We start from the raw sequence: 21,232 nt of genomic DNA on the forward strand, positions 1-21,232 counted from the left end.
GTTTCCTTCCGAACCGTCCCGCCCAACCGGAGCGGGTGCGGACAAGTGTGGTCGATGGGAGTGCGTACGAGTCGGGTTCAGGCCGGGTCGGCATCCGCCGGGGTCCCGGACGGCAGGAGCGCGCCGCCCGTGAGGCCGTCCGTCAGCAGAGCCGCCGTCTCCTCCGCGAGCCGCGCCGCCCGGCGTGCCCGCGCGCGTAGTTCGTGGACGTGCCGGAACGCCTCCCCGTAGCGACGCTGTTCGTCCAGGGGCAGCAGCGGGACCCGCAGCCGGCCCGGAGCGACGTGGAGGACGGTGCTGCCGGTGGAGGCACCCGCGATGTTCTCCGCCGAGCCGATGAAGCCGGCGAGGAACCAGGAGTCCAGGCGGGCCGGGTCGGGGCGCAGGAGGTGGACCTGGGGGCCGAGGAGCGCACCCGCGTCCATCTCGTCGGCCACGCGGGCCATCGGCCCGGTGCCGCCCGCGATCGCCCGTACGAGGACGTCACCCGCGGCGATCACCGGGGCGGGTGCCAGGGAGCGGAGCTCCGCCGGGTCGCCGGTCGGGCCCGTACCGCGCGCGATGTCGGCCCCGGTGAGCACCGGTGCCCCCGGCACGGAGGAGGCGCCGTCCGGCTCCGGTCCCTTGGTGTCCGCCACTGTACGGAGCAGGGTCAGCGCCCCGCCCCTGGTGAGGTCGGAGGTGGTGGCCGTGCGCCATTCCCGGGGCGAGCCGCTGGGTTCGGACCGGCCGGCGAGGTCCGCCGCGTCGAGGAGGCGGCGGGCAGTCTCTGTCAGCTCGCGGCGGCCTGTCTCCGTACGGGTGAACAGCTCGGAGGGGTCGACATCCGTGCGCGAGATGCGGACCTGGCGGGCCGGGGTGAGGTCGACGAGGTCGTCGAGGAGGTCGACGACCGGCACCGCACGTGCGGTGCCGGGCTCGGCCGTGAACCGATCCGGGTCGGCGGTGAAGGCGTGCCAGTGGGCGAGGGTCCGGGCGGTCAGGCCGACCCAGTCGACGGGGGCACGGGAGGAGCCCGTACGCGGTGCGCCCGTCACCTGTCCCCCCGTACTCGACGAGGGCGTACCGGCCGTGTCGACGAACAGCACCGCCTTGCGCTCCGGGCCGCCCGGCTCGGGCCGCTGGAGTACCCACAGCTGCAGGCCCACGTGGAGCGGCGCCGCCGCCCCGGCCGGGAGGGCGAGCACGGCCCGCACGGCACCACTGCGTACCAGCTCGGCCCTGACGCGGCGCCCGGCGGGGCGGGAGGCGGTGGCCGGAGGCAGGATCAGCACAGCCCAGCTGCCCGGAGCGAGGTGGGCGAGGCAGTGCTGCACCCAGGCGAGCTCGGACTCGGACCGGCCGGGTACGCCGTACGCCCAGCGCGGGTCGTAGGCGAGCTCGTCGTGGCCCCACTCGCGGTCTCCGTACGGCGGGTTGCACACCACCGCGTCCGCCGTCAGGCCGTCGAAGCAGTCAGCCCGCAGGCTGTCTCCGACGCGTACGGTGACCTCGGCACCTGGGGCGGCGAGGGCCAGCCCGACGGCGGTGCGCTGGGCCTGTACGGGCACGGAGTCCTGTCCGAGGAGGGTGGCGGCACCGCACTCGGCGGCGGCCGCCAGCAGCGCGCCGCTGCCGCAGGCCGGATCAAGCACGCGCTCGACCCCGGCGGGGAGCAGGGCTGCGACCAGGCGCGCCAGGGGTTCGGGGGTTCCGTGGACGCCGGTCGCGGCGCTGTCCTCCAGTTCCCTTTCGGCCAGCACCGTCAGCGCGGCCTGACCGCCTTCCTCGCGTACGCAGCGAAGGAGCGCGCGCAGGACGGGGCCGTCCGCGGCGGAGAAAACGGGACTCGGGGGCGTCGGACCGGGGAGTGAGGCCAGGAGCCCGGCCGCCTCTTCCGCAGCGCGATCGGCGAGCTCGGCGTCCGTGAGGTCAGCCGACGCCACCGTCTCGTCCGGGCAGCGGCGGGCGAGAGCGAGGACGAAGCCGATGCGGCTGGTCGTCCTGTCCGGGTCGGGCGCGTGGAAGCGGACCGCCGTGCGCAGTTCCTCCCGGGGGTCGGCGGCCTGCGAGTGCCCGCGCGCGCCGAGCCATTCCCGTACCGCCCCGAGGTCGTAGAGCGGGCTCGTCTCGGTGCCACCGGACGGAGCAGGGAAGTCGGCGTGGCGTCGGCGCCAGTTGCTGACGGTGGCCCGGGTGACACCGGCGATGCGCGAGATCTCCGCGGCTGTCACATGGGCTGTTGTCTCTGGCATGGCCTGCCGACACCTCTCCTCAGGGCGAACAGCTCACACAGTACACCAGAGGTCAAACGGAGATTAATGTTTGACAGCGCTTTCACGGGATCATCTACTGAGCGCAGCTATCACTGGCCTTTCACCCGCGACCCCGGAAGTCACCGTGCCACTCGACCCGACCCGCACCCACAGCCCTGCCACCCCCCTCAAGACCCGGCGCAGCACCCTCTACCTGCTCCGGAACACAGGCGCGTCTTCCGCCGACCTGCGCGCCGCGCTCAACGGCAAGTACGAGCTTGATCACTCCTTCACCATCGAGGACGTGACCACCGCAGACACTCCCGCGCTCTTGTGTCACGGGGTGATCGGCCGCCACCGGCCGCCCGACTGGGCATCGGCGGTGCACGTCCTCACCAGGCGCAAGCCGCCTGTGGAGAACCGCACGTCGGCATGCGTGCTGCTCCTCCCCGTAGCCGACGACGTCTTCGCCCTCACCTTCGGCATGGGGCACCTCCTGCTGGATCAGAGCAGGATCTCCCCCGGCTTCGGGTTCGACTTCGTCTTGCGCGCCGCGCAGCCCGACGCCATCCGCCAGGTCACACACAGCCTGATGGACGCCAGAGGACGCACGGACCGGAGCTCGGCCGCCCAGGGGCAGCACATCCGCGCGTTCCCCATCGAGGAGTACGGCGAAGTGGTCAGCCGACTGGTCGGCACCCTGAGCTCGACGGAGCTCACGATCGGCAAGCGCAGTCGGCGAACGGCCCAGGTCGCCGGTACGGACGCCCTGAAGATCCATCTCGGTGCGGAGCCCGAGAACCTGCTTCACGACCTCACACAGATCCGGGCGATCCTCGCCCGCCGGTCTCCGGCACCCGAATTCGAGGCGATCGCTCGCGTTCGGCCGCTCAAGAGCGGAGACCCGCGGCGCAGCGTCCTGGAGGCCCGCCTCGACGATCTGCTGGGCGCCTCGGCGGACACCGGATCGCTCGCTCTGGCCGTCCCCGCGGCCTGCCTCGACCAGGAGGACGCCGCACTTTCCTACCAGGTGAAGGTCGGGCCCGTCCGCCGACTCATGGCTTCCCCGACGCTCGACGACATGCTGGCCCTCCTCGACGGCATCCCGCCCGGCAGGCGCCTGGAAGCCCTGTCCGCCGGCTACGTACAGATGCACCGGGACGAGGAGGGCACCGATCCGGTGAGCGCCCAGGTGAAGGCCCACAAGTGGATCACAGCCGAGATACCGCTCGACTCCAGCCGCTATTTCCACCACGAGGGACGCTGGTTCGAGATCGGAGACCAGCATCTGGAGGGCATCCGGAGAGAGGTCGACACCCTGCTCACCACCCCGGCCGACTGCCCGCTGCCGGCCTGGACCGCCGGCCTCGCGACGGAGGAGGAGTACAACCAGGAGGCAGCGAAGCAGGGTTACGTCTGCCTGGACCGTCGGCTGATCCGGACGCCCCAGCATCCGCACGGTTTCGAGGCCGCGGATCTGCTCGCCGAGGACGGGACCCTGATCCATGTCAAGAGAGCAGCCTCCTCAGCGCCTCTCAGCCACCTCTTCGCCCAGGGCAGGATCTCCGCCGACGCCCTGCGCTACGACGCGGAGGCACGCGCCGAATTCGTCCGCCGCGCCCGGGAACGCCGCCCCGGGCACCCGGTCGGCGAGGACTTCACTCCGAGGAAGGTCGTATACGCCATCTCACTCAAGGGCGACAAAGCCTTGACCACGAAGAACCTGTTCACCTTCGCCCAGGTGTCCCTGCTGCAGGCAGCCCGGGCGCTGCGCGCGCAGGGCATCGACGTGGCAGTAGTCGGCATTCCGTCACCGAACGCCGACTGCTGAGCCGCACCGTGTCACCCGCGCTGTCGCATCGCGCGCCGCCTTCGCAGGCCGGGGGCGTCGGCAGCACCGCTGTTCGCCCTTACATCCGTCCCGGCATGAGACGGTGCCACGCTGGCCCCTTGCCGAGCAACTGGGTGACAGCATCGTCCTGAATGGCCGCTTCACCCTGCCCGAGCGGACCAGTCCACCGTTCATAGACCACGTTGCCCGGCCTGGCCGGCGAGCGGGGCGGCCAGCAGATGAGGCGGACTGGTCGGCGAGGGCGAGCCACTGACCGTCATGGGCGTCCGCGTGTCGCGGCCGCCCACCAGGCCGCGCGGCCTGACCCCAACACGACTGACCCCAACACAGAATGACAACAAAGTAGGACATTTCATTTTCGCGGGACATGCGCGGGACAAGGCGCCTGACGACACATCAGCAAAGCCTCTGACCTGCTAAAAACGCCAGAAACACCGACGGCCTCCGGAGCCGTGTGCGCAGGTTCGAATCCTGCCGGGGACACTTCGCAGAAGTGCCACACAGACCCCGTGATCAGCGGAAACACTGAGAGCGGGGTCTTGTCGTATGTGCGGGCGCGTGCCGGGGTGGGCGGCCGTATGACAGGGGTCGCGGCCTGGGCCTCATGTGGTCCCCCGGTGATCAGGGGGCAGCCGGATCGATCTGCCGATCGAAGCTTTCCGCGCCGGCGAAGCGGTCGACGGCGAGCCCGGCAGGCGCGTTCGATTCGGTGATCGAGGGCGCGTCGATCACCAGGAGCTCCGGGCGGGACGGATCAGGGATTCGGCTGGACACCGAGTAGTCGGTACGCGGGAACAGGGCCCTGCACCTGCCTCCGGTACTTCGGCCGTGGATCGTGATCTCGATGGTGAGGGGCATCGAGGCGGCAGGTGTCCGGCGTGGGTCGTCTCGTCCGGGAGCGCCCATGCCGTCGCGGGCGTCGGCTCCTTCTCCGTCTACCCGAGTTCACCGCGACGGAGGGCGTCCCTCATCTCGCTGAGCTTCGCGGTCGTCGCCGGGGCCGGCTCCTGTGCTCGTTCGGCGAGTCGGAGGGCGTCGTCGATCTCGCTGAGCTTCCTGGAGGGCAGGATGGCCGCCCGCTCCATCAGGTCGTCCCGGGACACGGTGGTCAGCCACGTGCACGGGGTGAGGCCCGGGCGCGGGAACGCGAGCCGCAGCACGCCTTCGAGCGGCAGCCCTTCATCGGCGCCGACCGTCACTTCGATGCCCAGACCGCCGATGTCGAAGCCCGCCGGAGGGACGACCTGCATCACCTGGAACCCGGACGCGTCGTCTCCCGACAGCAGTACGACCAACCTCCGCTCGTCGAACTGGACCCACCAGACTTCGCCACGCTGCACAAGTCCTCCGGTACACAGGGCGGCAGGCGGACGCTGCGCGACCTGACGCGGTGTGGAGACGGGTGCGGCCCCCGCTGGTCATCGGCGTGTGGAGACGAACGATCATGCGATGGCCGCAGGTCACAGGGTAGGCCCTGAAGAAAGGCATCGACCCCGTTGGAGTCCGGCGGCAGGACACCGGCACCGCGGGCAGGATCGAGAACGCCCGGGTCGCCGTCCAGCTGGTCCACGCCGGCCGTCGGGCCGCCCGGCGCCGGGGCGCCGGGCGGGCGGGGGCGGCTACTTGACGTTGACGGCCTTCCAGGCGGCGTCGACCGCGGTGTACTCGGGGGAGGTCGCGCCGTAGAGGTCCGTTGCCGCGGAGAGGGTGGCGGTGCGGGCGCCGGCGTAGGTGGTGGTGGAGGTCATGTAGGCGGTGAGGGCCTTGTACCAGATCCGGTAGGCCTTCTCGCGGCCTATGCCGGTGAGGGTGGAGTTGTCGTGGGTCGGGGAGTCGTAGGTCACTCCGTTGATCGTCTTGGTGCCGCTGCCTTCGGCCAGGAGGTAGAAGAAGTGGTTGGCCGGGCCCGAGGAGTAGTGGACGTCGAGGCGGCCGAGGCTGCTGGACCAGTAGTCGGCGGAGTTGCCGTCCTTGCTGGGCTTGTCCATGTGGCGGAGCGGGGTGCCGTTGCCGCGGATGTCGATCTTCTCGCCGATGAGGTAGTCGCCCGCGTCGGACGCGTTGTTCGCGTAGAACTCGACCGAGGTGCCGAGGATGTCGGAGGTGGCCTCGTTGAGGCCGCCGGACTCCTTGCTGTAGCGGAGGTTCGCGGTGGAGGCCGTGAGGCCGTGGGTCATCTCGTGGCCGGCGACGTCGAGCGAGGTCAGCGGCTTGGCGTTGCCGGCGCCGTCGCCGTACGTCATGCAGAAGCAGGAGTCGGACCAGAAGGCGTTGGCGTACGCGTTGCCGTAGTGGACGCGGGAGTAGGCGGCGACGCCGTCGCCGCGGATGCCGTTGCGGCCGAGCTCGTTCTTGTAGAAGTCCCAGGTGACGGCCGCGCCGTAGTGGGCGTCGGCGGCGGCGGTCTCGCGGTTGCTCGCGAGGCCGTTGCCCCAGGTGTCGGTGGAGTTGGTGAAGAGGGTGCCGGTGCCGCTGGTGGCGCCCTTGAGGTCGTACGTCTTGTGGCCGCCGCGGGCGGTGTCCGTGAGGGTGAAGCCGGCGGCGGTGCCGAGGGTGACCTGGCCGCTGTACTGGGTGTTGCCGACGCCCGTCTCGATCGCCTCGTAGGAGTGGAGCTCCTTGCCGGTGGCGGCGTCCGTGACGACGTGGCGCTCGCTCGGCGTGCCGTCGTGCTGGAGGCCCTTCTCGACGGTCTCCCAGGCGAGGACCGGCTTGCCGTCGGCCGCCCAGATCACCTTGCGGGCGCCCTCGCGGGCCTCGTCCGCGGACGGGGCCGTGGCCGTGGTCGTGGTCGGGACCGCGATGCGCGCCTTCGTCGCCTTGGTGGTGGTGCGGGTGCCGTTCTTCCTGTGGTGGACGACGAGGTCGCCGCCGAGGACCGGGAGGCCTTCGTAGGTCCGCTCGTAGCGGGTGTGGACGGTGCCGTCCGCGTCCTTGACTACATCGCGGGCGACCAGTGCCTCCCGGGCGGAGAGGCCGATCGCCTTCGCCGTCTCGGTGGCCGAGGCCTGGGCCTGGCGGATCGCGGCCGCGCGCTGCGGGGCGCCGAGAACGACGGCGGTGGCTGCGGCCTCGGTGCCGGTCTCGTTGACCACCGTGGCTCCGGCCGTGCCGGTCTGGACGCCGACGACGACCATGGCGGCCGTGGCGACGAGGGCGGCGGTGCGGACGGCGGTCCGGCGGTGCGAGGACTGCTGGCGGATCACGCGGGCTCCTTCGCTGAAACGCGTGGGGGTCATGTGGGGGGTGACGCGGAGGGGAGCGTGCCAGCCGGAACGGGTTTTTGACAGGTATGCAACAAGAATTTGACCATCTGTTGTCCGAAGGGCGACGAGGGGTGTCCGCTATGCGGCATGCGGAGCGGCCCCCTCGGAGGAGAGGGGGCCCGTTCGGTCGGGCCGCTCGGAGGCCCTTCACGGGTGACCCGAAGGCCTTTCGGCGGCCCTTCGCAGACCTTGGCGGGCCTTCGCAGGCCTTGTCGGGACGCTCGGTGACGTGGTGTCAGGCGGTCTTCTCCTCCGGTGTGGTCCTCCTGGTCGGGGCCTTCTTCGCCGTCGTCGTCTTGTTCGCCGTCGTCGTCTTGTTCGCCGTCGTCGTCTCCTTCGCCTTCGCCTTCGCCGTCTCCTTCGCCGTCGTCGTCTTCTTCGCCGGCACCTCCTCGGCCGTCGTCCCCTTCGCCGGGCGGCCCTTCATGTCCGTGACCTCCGCCGGCTCGCCCCGGCCCTCCTTCGCCTTGCGAACGCTCTTCTCCAGGGCCGCCATCAGGTCGATGACCTGCCCGCCGCCGTCCCCCTCGTCCGGCTCCGGAGGCGCCACGCCCTCACCGCCCGCCTCCCTCACCGTGACCAGCTCCTCGACCGCCTCGCGGCAGTCGTCGTGGAGGCTGCCGATGCCGACCTCGCCGAGGGCGGCCATCAAGCCGTCCGGCAGGTCGAGTTCGGCGTCGCGGCCCGTCACCGGCGAGGCGGGGGCGACGCCTTCGGGTGCGCGGATCTCGTCGGGCCGGAGCAGCCCGTGCATGGCGATCACGTCGTCCACCACCCCGAGCACGCCCAGGCGTTCGCGGCCCCACAGGGCGAACTTCGCCGCCGCCACCCTGTCGCTGCACTTCAGCGCCTCGCGCAGGGGGGTGCACGGCTTGGCGGCCGGCACGCCATTGGCGGGAGGCGGTACGCGGCGTCCATCTGGAGCGGGTCGATGTCGCCCGCCGGGACGAAGGCGACGCTCTCGATCGCCTTGGCCGTGGGCAACGGCAGTGCGGCCGGGCCCTCGGCGGTGACCGGGATCATGGTCCCGTCCGAGTCCGTCCCCACCTACGTGAAGCGGCTCGCCGTCGAGGCGGAGGCGGAGCTGCCGCGGCCCGTCACGCACCGGATGACGAGGGGCCTGCGCGCCGGGAAGGTCCTCGTCGACCCCAGCCAGAACGCCGCCGCCCCCTGCGCCCGCCGCGCCCGCGCGCGGCCCACCGTCTCCGCGCCGGTCACCTGGGAGGAGGTCGAGGCCTGCGCCGCCCCCGCCGGCCTCGTCTTCGTGAGGGGCGACATCGCGCCACGTCTGGAGCGGTACGGGGAGCTGCTCGGACCCCTCTTCGGCGCGGGACGGGCGGGAGGGGGCCGTGGGCCGCAGCGGAAGTGAGGGCGGGAGAGGGGGAGAGGGGGAGGGAGAGGGAGAGGGAGAGGGAGAGGAGGCGGGCGCGGGATCGCCGATCGCGGTGGCAGGACGGCGGCCGGTGGCGGGGGCGTGCTCGTGCCGCCCGTGGACGTCACGCGGCCGCGGTCCGCCGACGCCGTTCCCGCTCAGGCGCCGTTCCCGCGCAGGCGCCGGCACCGCGGGAGCTCCGGTACTCCCTCGAGCCCGACGGGTTCCGGGCGCTCGCCTTCGTCCCGGAGGGCGGGCGGGTGGTGCTCCGGTCGCGGTCCCGACGCGACCTCTCCCCCGAGTTCCCGGACGCGCCGCGGTGCCGGCCGGACGGCTGCCGCCCGGGATCGCGCTGGACGGCGAGCTGTGTGCGTACCGCGAGGGGCGGATCGGCTTCACCGACCTGCTCGCCGTGCCCGGCCGGGACGTCCGGGCGCTGCCCTGCGCGACCGCCGGGCGAGACGGGCCCGCCGCTCCAGCGGGTGCCGGCCGCCGAGGACGAGGAGACCGCGCGGGGCCGGTTCCGCGCTCTGCGGCGGGCGTGCGTGGAGGGGAACGTCGCCGAGCGTCTGGACTCGGCGTACCGCTCCGGCGCCGCCTGGCCCTGGCGGAAGGTCCGGCGCGCGGAGACGGTGGACGCGGAGCTGATCGGGCTCGTCGGGCCGGCCGACCGGCCCCGGGCGCTGTTGGTGCGGCCCGCGGGCGGGCGGACCCTGACGACCACGCCCCGGCTCGCCCCGGTTCGCCCCGGCGCAGGTCCGGGACGTCGCCGCCGCGATCGCCGCGAGGGGCGGCGGCCTGGTCACGGCCACGGATCCCGAGCACGGGCCGGTGCTGCGGATCACCCGTCCGGCGACGGTGGGGCTGCGGCAGGTCGCGGGGCGGCACGGGGCGCCGGCGTTCGTACGGTTCCGGAGGGAGGGAGTGCGACACGGAGGGGGTGGCAGGGGGTGACACACGGGAGCGCGGGCGTGGCCCGGAGGGCACGGGGGGTGCGACTCGGGGATGTGACACGAGGGCTCTGCTTTGCGCCAGCTCGCCGCACGCGCGCGTACCGGTCGGCGTGGCCTCGCCCGGCACAGGCACCGGTCGGCGGCGCCTCGCCCCCCCCTGTGCGTACCGGCCGCCGTCGACCGCCCCACGCGCGCGTACAGGCTGTCGTCACCCTCCCCGCGCGTGTACCGTCCGTCGCCCCCGGACCGCGCGCGTACGGTGCGCAACGGCCGGGCCACAGCGCGTACATGGCGCAAACCGAGCGCAACGTCGGCCCTCGGCACGGTGCGTGACGTCTGTTCGGCGTCGATGTCCTTCCCTTGGTGCACACTTGCTCCCTGGTAAGCGCTCACGGGGAAGGCGGCCTGGCCATGCTGACGGGGATCGAGGAGGTCGACTGGGCGTCGTTGGGGCACGCCTACGGCCCGGCGGACGACGTGCCGGAGCTGCTGCGCGGTCTCGCCTCGCCCGACCCCGCCGAGCGCGAGGCGGCCCTCGACGGCATGTACGGCGCGGTCCACCACCAGGGCGACGTGTACGACTCCACCCTCGCCTGCATCCCCTTCCTCCTGGAACTCGTCGCCGACCCCGCCGTGCAGGACCGCGGCGCCATCGTCGAACTGCTCACCAGCATCGGCGGGATCGAGCTGGACGACGAGGACGACGACCTCGACGGACCGGCCGGACCGGGGCCGGACGACGCCGAGTTCGTCCCGGCGGCGAACTTCGCGATGGCGGCCGCCGCCGTCGCCGCCGGCGCCGACGTCTTCCTCGGACTGCTCGACGGCCCCGATCCCGAGGCGCGGCTGGCCGCGCCCGTGGCGCTGGCGTCGCTGCACCCGGACCCGGCGCTCGTCCTGACCCTGCTGCGGGAGCGGCTCACCGCGGAGCCGGACACGGAGGTGCGGCTCGCCCTGGTCGCGGCGGTGGGGCGGATCGCGCTGCGGCACGCCTCGCTGCGCGCGGAGACCGTGGACTGGCTGGCCTGGCTGGCGCGGGCGGCGCAGGACCCGGGGCTGCGGCTCGCGGCCCTCGCCCAGCTCGCGCGCTGCGCGCCGGGGCGGATCCCGCAGGACATCGTGCGGTGGGTGACCGAGCTCCTGGAGGAGATCCGGACGGCGCCGCGCCCTGAGCCCGAGGACAAGGGCTGCGAGGCGGGGGCCGCGCGGACGCCGGTGACGCTGGTGGGCCACGTGCGCGAGCTGCTGGAGGACCAGGTGGCGGGACGGCGGACGCCGTGGACGGAGGAGTTGCTGCGCACCCTGCACGGCGCGCTCGACGACCGGGTGGACGACCGGATCGCACTGATCCTGGCACAGTTGCGCAGCCCCGACCCGGGGCAGCGGTCGGACGCGATCTGGCTGTGCGGGGGGCTGATACGGCTCTGGCGCGGGCGGTACGAGGAGGTCGTGGCGCTCGTCGGCGCGCAGCTCGCCGATCCGGACGCCCGGCTGCGGGACGCCGCCACCTCCTTCCTGGAGCGCCTCTTCGAGCTGGGCGCCCCGGCCGCCGACGCGCTCGCGGCCGTCCTCACGGCACGGGCCGCCGGGGCGCCGGGCGCCCCCGGCGGGCTCGGGCGGCTGACGGGCCGGACCGGGCGGGACGGCGCGCTGCTCGCCCTCGCGCGGTCCGGTGACAGCCGGGCGGTTCCGCTGCTCGCGCGGGCGCTCGAAGGGCCGGGCGAGGTGCGGCGCGAGCTGTTGTACACGGTCGGCGGGCTCGGCCCGGCCGCGGTGGGTCTCGCGCCGCTGCTCCGGCGACGCCTTGCGGCGGTGGAACTGGACGAGGACCTGTACGACCGGACCGCACCGCTGCTGCACGCGCTGGCCGCGGTGCGCGGCGGCCAGGCGCTGCCGGAGGTGCTGCGGGTGCTGCGCGGGGCGCCGGAGTACCGGGGGGACTGCGTGCGGGAGGCGGCGGCGCGGACCCTCGGCGCGTTCGGGCCCGCGGCCCGGGAGGCCGTACCGGAGCTGCGGGACCTGCTCGGCTCGGGGTCGGCGGCGGTCTCGGCTGCGGCGGCGCGCGCCCTGTGGGCGGTCGAGGGCGACGCGGGGGCGGTGGTGCCGGTCCTGGTGCGGTGGCTGCGGCCCGGCTCTTCGGGGACGGACCGGTGTGCGGCGGCCCAGGCGCTGGGCGCGATCGGCCCGGCGGCGGCCGGGGCGGCACGGGCGCTGCGGCCGGGTCTGACGTCCCGGGACCTGTGGGAGCGGGTGCGGTGCGCGGCGGCGCTGTGGCGGGTGTCCGGGGAGACGGAGCGGACCCTTCCGGTGTTGCTCGCGGCCTGGGAGGAGAACCGGCACGCGCGCGTGGAGATCGTGGAGTGCTTCGCCGAGATGGGCCGGGCCGCGTCGGCGGCGCGGCTGCCGATCCTCACCGAGCTGACCCGCCGCCGTCGGCACAACGCCCGCGAGGGTGCCTCCGGCAGCCACGACGTCCACCACGACGAGAAGCTCCTGACCCTCTGCCGGGCGGCCCTGGCCCGGATGGAGCCGCGGGGGCTCCGGGGGAACTAGAGGGACCGGCGGACGGGACCGGCGGACTCGTCGACGCTCCCGAACGGCAAGGACGACAAGGACGACGAAGGCGAACAAGAGCAACGAGGGCGGACAAGAGCGACAATCGAACGATCAATGAGCAAGCCTTATCGTTCCATGCAATAACGGTCGCCCTTCGAGGAGCAGCGTGAGACCCCGTGCCGTCCCGCTCGCCGCCTCCCTCGCGCTGGCCGCCCTTCCGGTGCTCGCCGGGTGCGCCGGGCAGGGCGGGCTCGTGAGCGACGGGCCGACGGAGGCGGCGGTGGGGCCCGTACGGCTCTGGCCCGGGCTTCCGCCCGCCTCGGACCCGCCCGCCGACTACGGCGAGACCGACACCGAGCGCGTGCCGGGGATCACCGTGCGGGGCGCCGACGTGCGGGCCGTGGATCCGGTCGCGGTGGTGCGGGCCGAGGTGGCGGCGCACCCCGACACGTACAGCGGGGCGGACGGGCTGTACGAGGAGACCTCGCGGGCGGTGCTCGCCTGCGACACCGCGCCGGCGGAGTGCCCGGTGCTCTCGCCGTACTACCGGGACCTCACGGGGAACGGCCGGGACGAGCTGATCGTCGGGATCCGGATGCCGGAGCAACAGGTCGCCGTGCGGGTGTACCTCGCCGAGGACGGCGGGCTCACCCGGGTCATGTCCACCGTCGACCAGGTGGTCAGCGTGGAGCTGGCCGGGCGCGACCTGATCGTGCGGGCCGCGTCCGCGGGGATCCCCGGATACGAGTACCGCACCGCCTGGTCGTGGGACGAGCGGCAGCACAGCATGCTGCCGGCCCGGGACGAGATCGTGCCGGTCCGCGGGGGCGGCGCTTCGGACCCGCCCCGTACGCCCCGTACGCCCCGTGCCACTCCGGACTCGCCCCGCACCGCCCCGGGCTCACCCCGCGCGGCCTCCCCCGTCCCGTCCCGCGCGGCCTCCCCCGGCTCGGAGTCCGCGTCGTGACGCCGCGCCGTGCGCGCCGGCCCCGCGCGCCCGCCTGGACCGCGACGCTCACCTGGAAGGCCGCGGTCTTCATCGCCGTGATGTGCTGCGCGCTCGCCGCCCTGCTCGGCACCCTGGTGCACGTCTCCGTGACGGGGCAGACCGTGCGGGACGCGCGGGAGAAGGCGCTGTCGCGGCTGGTCGAGGTCACCCGGTCGTACGAGGCGGGCGAGCCGCTGCCGCCGTTCGCCGGGCTCGACCCGGCCGGCCTCCCGGAGCCGCTGCGGCGGCTGACCGCGCGGGGCGAGCGCGGCACGGTGATCGCCGACCACGAGGGCCGGCCGACGATGTGGGCGGCGGGCCCGGCGGACGGGCACGCGCTCGCCGTCCGCGTCGACCACAGCGTGGGCGCGGGGACGATCGACGCGCTCGACCGGTCGATCGTCGGCTCCTCCGTCCTGGCCATCGCGGCGACCCTGGCCGTCGGCGTCGCCGCCGTCACCCGGGTCACCCGGCGGCTCCACGCCACCGCGCAGGTGGCCCGCCGGATCACCGCCGGCGACCTGGACGCGCGCGTGGACGACCCGCGGACGAAGGACCCCCGGCACCCGCAGGACGAGGTGGCGGCGGTCTCCGGGGCCCTCGACACGATGGCCTCCTCGCTCCAGGGCAAGCTCCAGAGCGAGCAGCGGTTCACCGCGGACGTGGCCCATGAGCTGCGCACCCCGCTGACGGGCCTGTCGGCCGCCGCCGAACTGCTGCCGGAGGGCCGGCCGGCGGAGCTCGTCCGGGACCGGGTGCGGGCGATGCGCGGGCTGACCGAGGACCTCCTGGAGATCTCCCGGCTCGACGCCCGCACCGAGACGGTCGACCTGGCCGTGCACGAACTCGGGCCGCTGGTCGAGCGGGCGGTGCGCGCCTCGGGCACGGGGACGGAGGTGCGGATCGCGCGGGACGCGACGGTGGAGACGGACCGGCGGCGTCTCGAACGGGTGCTCGGCAATCTGGTCGCCAACGCCCACCGGCACGGCCGGCCGCCCGTGGTGGTGACCGTGGACGGGGCGACGGTGGCGGTGCGGGACCACGGGCCCGGCTATCCGGAGTACCTCCTGAGCTCCGGCCCGCAGCGCTTCCGCACCGAGAGCGGTGGCAAGGGGCACGGCCTGGGCCTGACGATCGCGGTCGGACAGGCGGAGGTGATCGGCGCGGAGCTGGTCTTCGCCAACGTCCCGGACGGCGGCGGCGCCGAGGCGCGGATCCGGCTGCCGGAGTACGTACGGTTCACGACGGACGACGATCCGGAGCCGTGAACGACCCGACGGCGTGAACGACCCGGAGGCGTCAACGACCCGGAGCCACGTGAACGGCCCGCATGCGTGAACGGCCCTGAGGAACGGACCGCCCGGAGGGGTGAACGCCGCGCCGCGGGCCGAAGCGGTCGACAGCCCGGCGCGGCGGACGAGCCTCACGGCACACCGTCACACAAAAGGGACATACGGCATACGGCTTGCTACGTTGCCGACCATGACCGCACCTCGGATCCCGGACGCGTCCCCGGCCGTGTCGCCGCCCGGTGTCCGGGGCCCGAAACGGCGCGGGGTGGAGCTGGTCCTGCTCCTGGGCGCCGCCCTGATCTCCGTCTGCGGCTACGCCGAGGTGGGCCTCGCCCACGACGGGGCCGTGCCGCCGGACGCCGCGCGGTACGGGGCGGGGCTCGGCCTCCTCGCGCTGCTCGCGCACCTCGCCGTACGGTTCCGGGCGCCGTACGCGGACCCCCTCCTGCTGCCGATCGCCGTGCTGCTCAACGGGCTCGGCCTGGTGCTGATCTACCGGCTCGACCTGGAGACGCCCCGCGACCAGGCGGCGACCACCCAACTGGTGTGGTCGACGCTCGGGGTCGCGCTCTTCATCGTGGTCGTGCTGCTGCTGCGCGACCACCGCGCGCTCCAGGGGTACGCGTACGTCTGCGTGGCCGCCGCGCTGGCGCTGATGATCCTGCCGATCTTCTTCCCGGCGGTGAACGGGGCCAGGATCTGGATCCGGATCGGCGGGCTCTCCTTCCAGCCCGGGGAGTTCGCGAAGATCCTGCTGGCGGTCTTCTTCGCCGCGTACCTCTCGGCCAACCTCAGCGCGCTCGCCTACGCCGGGCGACGGATCTGGAGGTTCCAGTTCCCGACCTGGCGGGTGCTCGGGCCGGTCGTGGCGATCTGGCTGCTGAGCGTCGGCGTCCTCGTCCTGGAGCGGGACCTCGGCACCTCGCTGCTCTTCTTCGGCCTCTTCGTGATCATGCTGTACGTGGCGACCGGCCGCACCGGCTGGATCGCCATCGGGCTGCTGCTCGCCGCCGCCGGGGCCTTCCTCATCGGCTCCGTCGAGCCTCATGTGCACAGCCGGGTGCAGGACTGGCTGGATCCGTACGCCTCCATCCGGGCGGGCGAGGGGCCCGGACAGCTCGCCCAGTCGCTCTTCTCCTTCGCCGCGGGCGGGATGCTCGGCACCGGGCTGGGGCTCGGGCACTCGGTGCTCATCGGCTTCGCCACCAAGTCGGACTTCATCCTGGCGACGGCCGGCGAGGAGCTCGGCTTCGTCGGGCTCACCGCGCTCTTCCTGCTGTACGCGCTCTTCGTGGCGCGCGGCTACCGCGCCGGGCTCTCGCTGCGGGACCCCTTCGGACGGCTGCTCGCGGTCGGGCTCGCGTCGATCGTGGCGCTCCAGGTCTTCGTGATCGCGGGCGGGGTGATGGGGCTGATCCCGCTGACGGGCATGGCGATGCCGTTCCTGGCCCAGGGCGGTTCGTCGGTGGTGACCAACTGGGTGATCGTCGCGCTCCTCGTGCGCGTCAGCGACTCGGCGCGGGCGCCGCAGCCGGAGACCGCGGACACCGGGGAGCCGGCGCGGGTGGAGGCGGGCCGGTGATCCGGTACATCCGGCGGGCCGCCGCGCTCTGCCTCCTGCTGCTCGTCGCGCTGCTGGTGAACGCGGTGCGGGTGATGCTCGTCGAGGCCGAGGAGCTGGACGCGAATCCGGCCAACCGGCGGAGCGCGATCGCCCACTGGGCCGAGCCGCGCGGCGAGATCGTCGTCGACGGGAGGCCGGTGACCGGCTCCCGGGACAGCGGGCAGCAGCTGCGCTGGGAACGGACCTACCGCCGGGGCCCGCTGTACGCGCCGGTGACCGGCTACGCCTCCCAGACGTACGGCACCACGATGCTCGAACACGCCGAGGACGCGCTGCTCGCCGGCACCGATCCGGTGCTCGCCCCGCTGCCGCTGTGGAACGACCTCACCCGGGGCCGCTCCCCTGGCGGCGACGTGGTGACGACCATCCGGGCGTCGATGCAGGAGGCGGCCTACCGGGGGCTCGACGGGAAGCGCGGCGCGGTCGTCGCGCTCGAACCGTCGAGCGGCCGGATCCTGGCACTCGTCTCCTCCCCCTCGTACGAGCCCGGGGTGCTCTCCGGCACCGGTGCGGACGTGAAGGACGCCTGGGCCCGGCTGACCGCCTCGCCCCACCAGCCGCTGCTCAACCGGGCGCTGCGGCAGACCTATCCGCCCGGCTCCACCTTCAAGATCGTGACGGCGGCGGCGGCGCTGGACTCCGGGGTCGTACGGGACGTGGACGCGCCGACGGACACCCCCGACCCCTTCGTGCTCCCCGGCACCCGGCAGGTGCTGCCGAACGAGGCCCGGGGCTGCGAGGACGCCTCGCTCGCCTACGCCCTCCAGTGGTCCTGCAACACGGTGATGGCCGGGCTCGGCGTGGACGTCGGCCTGGAGGGCATGGTCGGCGCGGCGGAGCGGTTCGGCTTCGACGACCCCTCGCTGCGGGTGCCGTCGTGGGTGGCGAAGTCCAACTTCGACCGGGAGATGAGCCCGGACCAGCTGGCGCTGTCGTCGATCGGGCAGTTCGACACGACGGCGACGCCGCTCCAGATGGCGATGGTGGCGGCGGCCGTCGCCAACACCGGGGAGATCGCGCGGCCGTACCTGGTCGACCGGAGGACCACCTCCGGCGGGACCACCGTGGACCGCACCCCGCGCCGCCCCTACCGGCAGGCGATGAACCCCTCGACCGCGCTCCAGCTCCAGCGGCTGATGGTGCGGGCGGTGGAGGAGGGCACGGGGTCGAACGCGGCGATCCCCGGGGCGCGGGTCGGCGGCAAGACCGGCACGGCGCAGCACGGCTTCGGCAACACGGGGACCCCGTACGCCTGGTTCATCGCCTGGGCCCAGGCCGAGGACTCGGCCCGGCCCGCGGTCGCGGTGGCCGTCGTCGTCGAGGACGCGGAGGCCGCCCGCACCGACATCAGCGGCGGCGGCAGCGCGGCCCCGATCGCCCGTGACGTCATGCGCGAGGCCCTCCGCCTGGAGGCGGAGGCCCGGGCCGCGCCGGGCGCGCCGGGCGCATTCGGCGCACCCCGCGCCTCCGGGACGACGCCCCCGGCCCGCCCGCGCGGCGCACCGGGCGCCCGAACCCCCGAGTCGGCGCCCTCGCCGCCCTCCCGGGAGCTGCCGGTCACCCGCCCGCGCGGCGCGCCGGGCTCCGACGCCCGGACCCGCGGAACGGGCTGAACCGGAGGAACGGTCCGTCCCGGGGAAGGGGCCGGGCGCGCCCCGCACCCGCGTGCCCCGCCCGCGCCGTGGCCCGGGCGGGCGGAGCCCGTCACTCCTTCGCGCCCTCCGCGATCGCCTCCGCCACCTCGGCGACCCGGGCGCGCTCCTCCGCCGCGAAGCGTTCGGCGTCGAGGCGGTCGGCGATCTCCTCGTCCTGGGCCATGAGGAGGTCGAGGTGGGAGTCGCCGAGGTCGAAGACGCCCATGTCGAGGTAGGCCTTCTGGAGGCGCTCGCCCCAGAGGCCGATGTCCTTGACGCAGGGGACGATCCGGCTGAAGAGCAGCTTCCGGAAGAGGTGGAGGAAGTCGCTCCGCTCGCTGAACTCCTCCGCCTCCTTGCGCGGGATCCCGAAGTTCTCCAGGACCTCGACCCCGCGCAGCCGGTCGCGCATCAGGTAGCAGCCCTCGATGACGAACTCCTCGCGCTCGCGCAGCTCCGCGTCGGTGAGCTGCCGGTAGTGGTCGCGCAGGGCCATCCGCCCGAAGGCGACGTGCCGGGCCTCGTCCTGCATGACGTACGCGAGGATCTGCCGGGGCAGCGGCTTGTCGGTGGTGTCGCGGATCATGCCGAAGGCGGCGAGGGCCAGGCCCTCGATGAGCACCTGCATCCCGAGGTACGGCATGTCCCAGCGGGAGTCGCGGAGGGTGTCGTCGAGGAGGGTCTGGAGGTCGTCGTTGATCGGGTACAGCATCCCGATCTTGTCGTGGAGGAAGCGGCCGTAGATCTCGGCGTGGCGGGCCTCGTCCATCGTCTGGGTCGCGGAGTAGAACTTCGCGTCGAGGTCGGGCGCGGACTCGACGATCCGCGCGGCGCAGACCATGGCGCCCTGTTCGCCGTGGAGGAACTGGCTGAAGTTCCACGCGGCGTAGTGGCGGCGCAGGTCGCCCTTGTCCTTCTCGGTGAGCTTCGCCCAGTGCCGGGTGCCGTACAGGGCGAGCGCCTCGTCGGGCGTGCCGAGCGGGTCGTACGGGTCGACCTCCAGGTCCCAGTCGATGCGGCGGGCGCCGTCCCACTGCTTGTCCTTGCCCTTCTGGTAGAGGGCGAGGAGCCGCTCGCGGCCGGCGCCGGCCATGTCGTACTCCCAGGAGAAGCGGGCCTCGCCGGTCGCCGGGATCTGCCGGCCGGGTCCGGACGGGGGGTTCACGTAGAGCTCGTGCGTCGACATCGACCACTCCTTCGGCCACCGGCGTCCTGCCGCCGTCAGCAGGCTCACACGTTGCTGTACGAAGCGTCAACAAGTCGCGCGCAGGGGATTGACGGCCTTGCCGACGGGCAGTCTGATGGCAAGTGACCGACGGTAACTCCGCGTTCGAGGCCTGCGAGGTGTCCCGCCATGAGCCCCTTCACCGAGCCCGACTTCACCCGGCTGCGGGACGCGCTCGGGCCGCTCCGCGACCGCGAGCGGCTCGCCGAACGGCTCCTGGAGGCCTCCCGCAAGCACTCGTACGACCCCGACACCGAGCTCGACTGGGACGCGCCCTTCGAACCCGGGAAGTGGTACTGGCCGCCGGAGCTGGTCTCCCTCTACGGCACCCCGCTGTGGAGCCGGATGTCCGAGGAGCAGCGGATCGACCTCTCCCGCCACGAGGCCGCCTCGCTCGCCTCGCTCGGCGTCTGGTTCGAGGTCATCCTGATGCAGCTGCTCGTCCGGCACATCTACGACAAGCCGCTGACCAGCCGTCACGTGGGCTACGCGCTCACCGAGATCGCGGACGAGTGCCGGCACTCGATGATGTTCGCCCGGCTGATCCGGAAGAGCGGGACCGGCGAGTATCCCGTGCCGCGGGTCTACCACAACCTCGCCCGCGTCCTGAAGACCGTCTCCACCACCCCCGGCTCCTTCGCCGCGACCCTCCTCGGCGAGGAGATCCTGGACTGGATGCAGCGGCTGACCTTCCCGGACGAGCGGATCCAGCCGCTGGTGCGCGGGGTGACCCGGATCCACGTGGTCGAGGAGGCCCGGCACGTGCGGTACGCCCGCGAGGAGCTGCGCCGCCAGATGGTGACGGCGCCCCGCTGGGAGCGGGAGTTCACCCGGCTGAGCTGCGGCGAGGCCGCCCGCGTCTTCTCCACCTGCTTCGTCAACCCCGCCGTCTACGACGCGGTGGGCCTGGACCGCCGGCAGGCGGTCGCCGAGGTCCGGGCGAGCGGCCACCGCCGGGAGGTCATGCAGGCCGGCGCCAAGCGCCTGACCGACTTCCTCGACGACATCGGCGTCCTGCGCGGCCCCGGCCGCCGCCTCTGGCGCTCGTCGGGCCTGCTGGCCTGACGGGACCCCGCCCCTCCCGCGGGGTGCGGGAAGGGGGTCCGGAGCGGGAGGCACCGGGGTTACGCTGCCGCCATGACGAGCGCCGCCTCTCCCGCGTACCGCCGGCTCAGCGTCGAGGAGCGGCGCGGCCAGCTCCTGGAGGCCGCGCTGGGGCTCTTCGCGCACCGGGCCCCCGAGGACGTGTCGCTCGACGACGTCGCCGAGGCGGCCGGGGTCTCCCGGCCGCTGGTCTACCGCTACTTCCCCGGCGGCAAGCAGCAGCTGTACGAGGCCGCGCTGCGCTCCTCCGCCGACGCCCTGGACCGGTGCTTCGCCGAGCCCGAGGACGGGCCGCCCACCGAGCGGCTCGGCCGGGTCCTCGACCGCTACCTCGCCTTCGTGGACGGCCACGACGCCGGTTTCAGCGCGCTGCTGCGCGGCGGCAGCGTCGTCGAGACCTCCAACACCACGTCGATCGTGGACGAGGTGCGGCGGGCCGCCGCCGCGCAGATCTTCCTGCACCTGGGTGCGGAGCGGCCGGGCCCGCGGCTCGCGATGCTGGTCCGCACCTGGATCGCGGCGGTCGAGGCGGCCTCGCTCATCTGGCTGGACGACGGCAAGCGGCCGCCAGCCGACGAGCTGCGCGACTGGTTGGTCGACCACCTGGTCGCCGTCCTGGCGGCCGGCTCCGCGCGCGATCCGGAGACCGCCGGGGTCGTCCGGCGGCTGCTCGCCCAGGAGCGGGCCGACGGGCCCGTCGCCGACCTGGCCGGACGGCTCGTGCCGCTCGCCGGCGAGGCCGCGCACCTGCTGTGACCCCCCGCGACGGGCGCGGCCGGGAGAGACTGGTGGGGTGAGAAGCGAGAACACCCCCTTCCGCGGCGGCCCCCTCGACGGGCGGGTGCTGCCCATCCTGCTCGGCATGACCGGCCACCCGCCGAAGTGGTACGAGGTGCCGGTCCCGGCCCACGACGGCCGGCCGCCCGTGCTCCACACGTACCGCCGCGAACCGGCCGGCCACACCCGGCGACTCGGGCTCCAGCGCGGCTGGGTCTACGAGTACGCCCCCGAGGGCCGCGAGCGGCGCGAGCTGAAGTGGCCGTGGTCGAAGCCGAACGGGTGACACCGGGCGCCGCACCCCGATCCGTACGGTAATCGGATGAATTGACGCGTCATGATGCCTCCGGAGCCC

15 protein-coding genes and 1 pseudogene are annotated in these 21,232 nt (G+C 73.7%); 10 read left to right on the forward strand and 6 right to left on the reverse strand.

From position 1 onward, the window contains the following. Window positions 1-77: 77 nt before the first annotated feature. The gene (locus IE245_RS13465; RefSeq protein ID WP_189947056.1) at window positions 78-2,234 is read right to left on the reverse strand and encodes an N-6 DNA methylase; all 2,157 of its coding nucleotides are present in this window, start codon (window positions 2,232-2,234) and stop codon (window positions 78-80) included. Between the two features lie 70 nt (window positions 2,235-2,304). Here IE245_RS13465 and IE245_RS13470 point away from each other — a divergent pair, with 70 nt between their 5' ends. After that, the gene (locus IE245_RS13470; protein ID WP_189947057.1) at window positions 2,305-4,065 is read left to right on the forward strand and encodes a DUF6119 family protein; all 1,761 of its coding nucleotides are present in this window, start codon (window positions 2,305-2,307) and stop codon (window positions 4,063-4,065) included. A gap of 642 nt (window positions 4,066-4,707) precedes the next feature. On the opposite strand, the gene IE245_RS13475 is transcribed toward IE245_RS13470, so the two are convergent. From IE245_RS13475 to IE245_RS13490, 4 genes and pseudogenes are all read right to left on the reverse strand, one after another. Further along, entirely contained in the window at window positions 4,708-4,860 is a 153-nt protein-coding gene (locus tag IE245_RS13475; RefSeq protein ID WP_189947058.1) for a hypothetical protein, read from the reverse strand. A 161-nt stretch (window positions 4,861-5,021) separates the two neighbouring features. Next, a complete protein-coding gene (locus IE245_RS13480; RefSeq protein ID WP_189947059.1) occupies window positions 5,022-5,426 on the reverse strand; it encodes a putative type II toxin-antitoxin system PemK/MazF family toxin in 405 nt (134 codons plus the stop codon). 279 nt (window positions 5,427-5,705) lie between these two features. Then, a complete protein-coding gene (locus IE245_RS13485; RefSeq protein ID WP_189947060.1) occupies window positions 5,706-7,325 on the reverse strand; it encodes a M4 family metallopeptidase in 1,620 nt (539 codons plus the stop codon). A 262-nt stretch (window positions 7,326-7,587) separates the two neighbouring features. Then, window positions 7,588-8,390 (reverse strand): annotated as a pseudogene (locus IE245_RS13490) (Ku protein); the annotation flags it as partial. Here IE245_RS13490 and ligD point away from each other — a divergent pair. The 6 genes from ligD to IE245_RS13520 all read left to right on the forward strand — a co-directional run bounded on the left by ligD (window position 8,374) and on the right by IE245_RS13520 (window position 17,750). Next, window positions 8,374-8,721 (forward strand): non-homologous end-joining DNA ligase LigD, encoded by a 348-nt coding sequence (gene ligD, locus IE245_RS13495; protein ID WP_373305319.1) that lies wholly within the window; start codon window positions 8,374-8,376, stop codon window positions 8,719-8,721. The pseudogene IE245_RS13490 and the gene ligD sit on opposite strands and share 17 nt — an antisense overlap. Before the next feature lie 1,367 nt (window positions 8,722-10,088). Continuing rightward, window positions 10,089-12,230, forward strand: a complete 2,142-nt coding sequence (locus IE245_RS13500) for a HEAT repeat domain-containing protein (protein ID WP_189947063.1) — start codon at window positions 10,089-10,091, stop codon at window positions 12,228-12,230. A gap of 169 nt (window positions 12,231-12,399) precedes the next feature. Further along, the gene (locus IE245_RS13505; RefSeq protein WP_189947064.1) at window positions 12,400-13,200 is read left to right on the forward strand and encodes a hypothetical protein; all 801 of its coding nucleotides are present in this window, start codon (window positions 12,400-12,402) and stop codon (window positions 13,198-13,200) included. Beyond that, complete coding sequence (locus tag IE245_RS13510; RefSeq protein ID WP_229851259.1) at window positions 13,197-14,489, forward strand: ATP-binding protein; 1,293 nt, start codon at window positions 13,197-13,199, stop codon at window positions 14,487-14,489. Before IE245_RS13505 ends, IE245_RS13510 begins: the two co-directional genes overlap by 4 nt. Window positions 14,490-14,703: 214 nt before the next feature. Then, window positions 14,704-16,095: an FtsW/RodA/SpoVE family cell cycle protein gene (locus IE245_RS13515; protein WP_189947065.1), complete on the forward strand. Its 1,392-nt coding sequence runs from the start codon at window positions 14,704-14,706 to the stop codon at window positions 16,093-16,095. Then, window positions 16,092-17,750 carry a penicillin-binding transpeptidase domain-containing protein gene (locus IE245_RS13520; RefSeq protein ID WP_229851260.1) on the forward strand — a complete coding sequence of 553 codons (1,659 nt, stop codon included), beginning with the start codon at window positions 16,092-16,094 and terminating at the stop codon, window positions 17,748-17,750. The genes IE245_RS13515 and IE245_RS13520 overlap by 4 nt, the downstream gene beginning before the upstream one ends. 91 nt (window positions 17,751-17,841) lie before the next feature. Here IE245_RS13520 and IE245_RS13525 read toward each other — a convergent pair whose 3' ends face one another. Next, on the reverse strand, window positions 17,842-18,957 hold the full coding sequence (locus tag IE245_RS13525; protein ID WP_189947066.1) for a ferritin-like domain-containing protein: 1,116 nt from the start codon (window positions 18,955-18,957) through the stop codon (window positions 17,842-17,844). A 168-nt stretch (window positions 18,958-19,125) separates the two neighbouring features. Between IE245_RS13525 and IE245_RS13530 the strand changes: the two genes are divergently transcribed. The 3 genes from IE245_RS13530 (at window position 19,126) to IE245_RS13540 (ending at window position 21,163) form a co-directional block, all read left to right on the forward strand. Next, the gene (locus IE245_RS13530) at window positions 19,126-20,061 is read left to right on the forward strand and encodes an AurF N-oxygenase family protein (RefSeq protein WP_189947067.1); all 936 of its coding nucleotides are present in this window, start codon (window positions 19,126-19,128) and stop codon (window positions 20,059-20,061) included. A 72-nt stretch (window positions 20,062-20,133) separates the two neighbouring features. Then, window positions 20,134-20,856 (forward strand): TetR/AcrR family transcriptional regulator, encoded by a 723-nt coding sequence (locus IE245_RS13535; RefSeq protein WP_189947068.1) that lies wholly within the window; start codon window positions 20,134-20,136, stop codon window positions 20,854-20,856. 37 nt (window positions 20,857-20,893) lie between these two features. Then, window positions 20,894-21,163: a DUF8847 domain-containing protein gene (locus IE245_RS13540; protein ID WP_189947069.1), complete on the forward strand. Its 270-nt coding sequence runs from the start codon at window positions 20,894-20,896 to the stop codon at window positions 21,161-21,163. Window positions 21,164-21,232 lie beyond the last annotated feature (69 nt).

This window comes from Streptomyces roseolus (assembly GCF_014649855.1).
GTDB lineage: Bacteria > Actinomycetota > Actinomycetes > Streptomycetales > Streptomycetaceae > Streptomyces > Streptomyces roseolus.

What these genes read in the sequence shown, in the direction of transcription:
- IE245_RS13535 (WP_189947068.1), top strand. Translation starts at nt 20,134, where the DNA reads ATGACGAGCGCCGCCTCTCCCGCGTACCGCCGGCTCAGCGTCGAGGAG.
- ligD (WP_373305319.1), top strand. Translation starts at nt 8,374, where the DNA reads ATGGTCCCGTCCGAGTCCGTCCCCACCTACGTGAAGCGGCTCGCCGTC.
- IE245_RS13485 (WP_189947060.1), bottom strand. Translation starts at nt 7,325, where the DNA reads ATGACCCCCACGCGTTTCAGCGAAGGAGCCCGCGTGATCCGCCAGCAG.
- IE245_RS13465 (WP_189947056.1), bottom strand. Translation starts at nt 2,234, where the DNA reads ATGCCAGAGACAACAGCCCATGTGACAGCCGCGGAGATCTCGCGCATC.
- IE245_RS13515 (WP_189947065.1), top strand. Translation starts at nt 14,704, where the DNA reads ATGACCGCACCTCGGATCCCGGACGCGTCCCCGGCCGTGTCGCCGCCC.
- IE245_RS13530 (WP_189947067.1), top strand. Translation starts at nt 19,126, where the DNA reads ATGAGCCCCTTCACCGAGCCCGACTTCACCCGGCTGCGGGACGCGCTC.
- IE245_RS13525 (WP_189947066.1), bottom strand. Translation starts at nt 18,957, where the DNA reads ATGTCGACGCACGAGCTCTACGTGAACCCCCCGTCCGGACCCGGCCGG.
- IE245_RS13500 (WP_189947063.1), top strand. Translation starts at nt 10,089, where the DNA reads ATGCTGACGGGGATCGAGGAGGTCGACTGGGCGTCGTTGGGGCACGCC.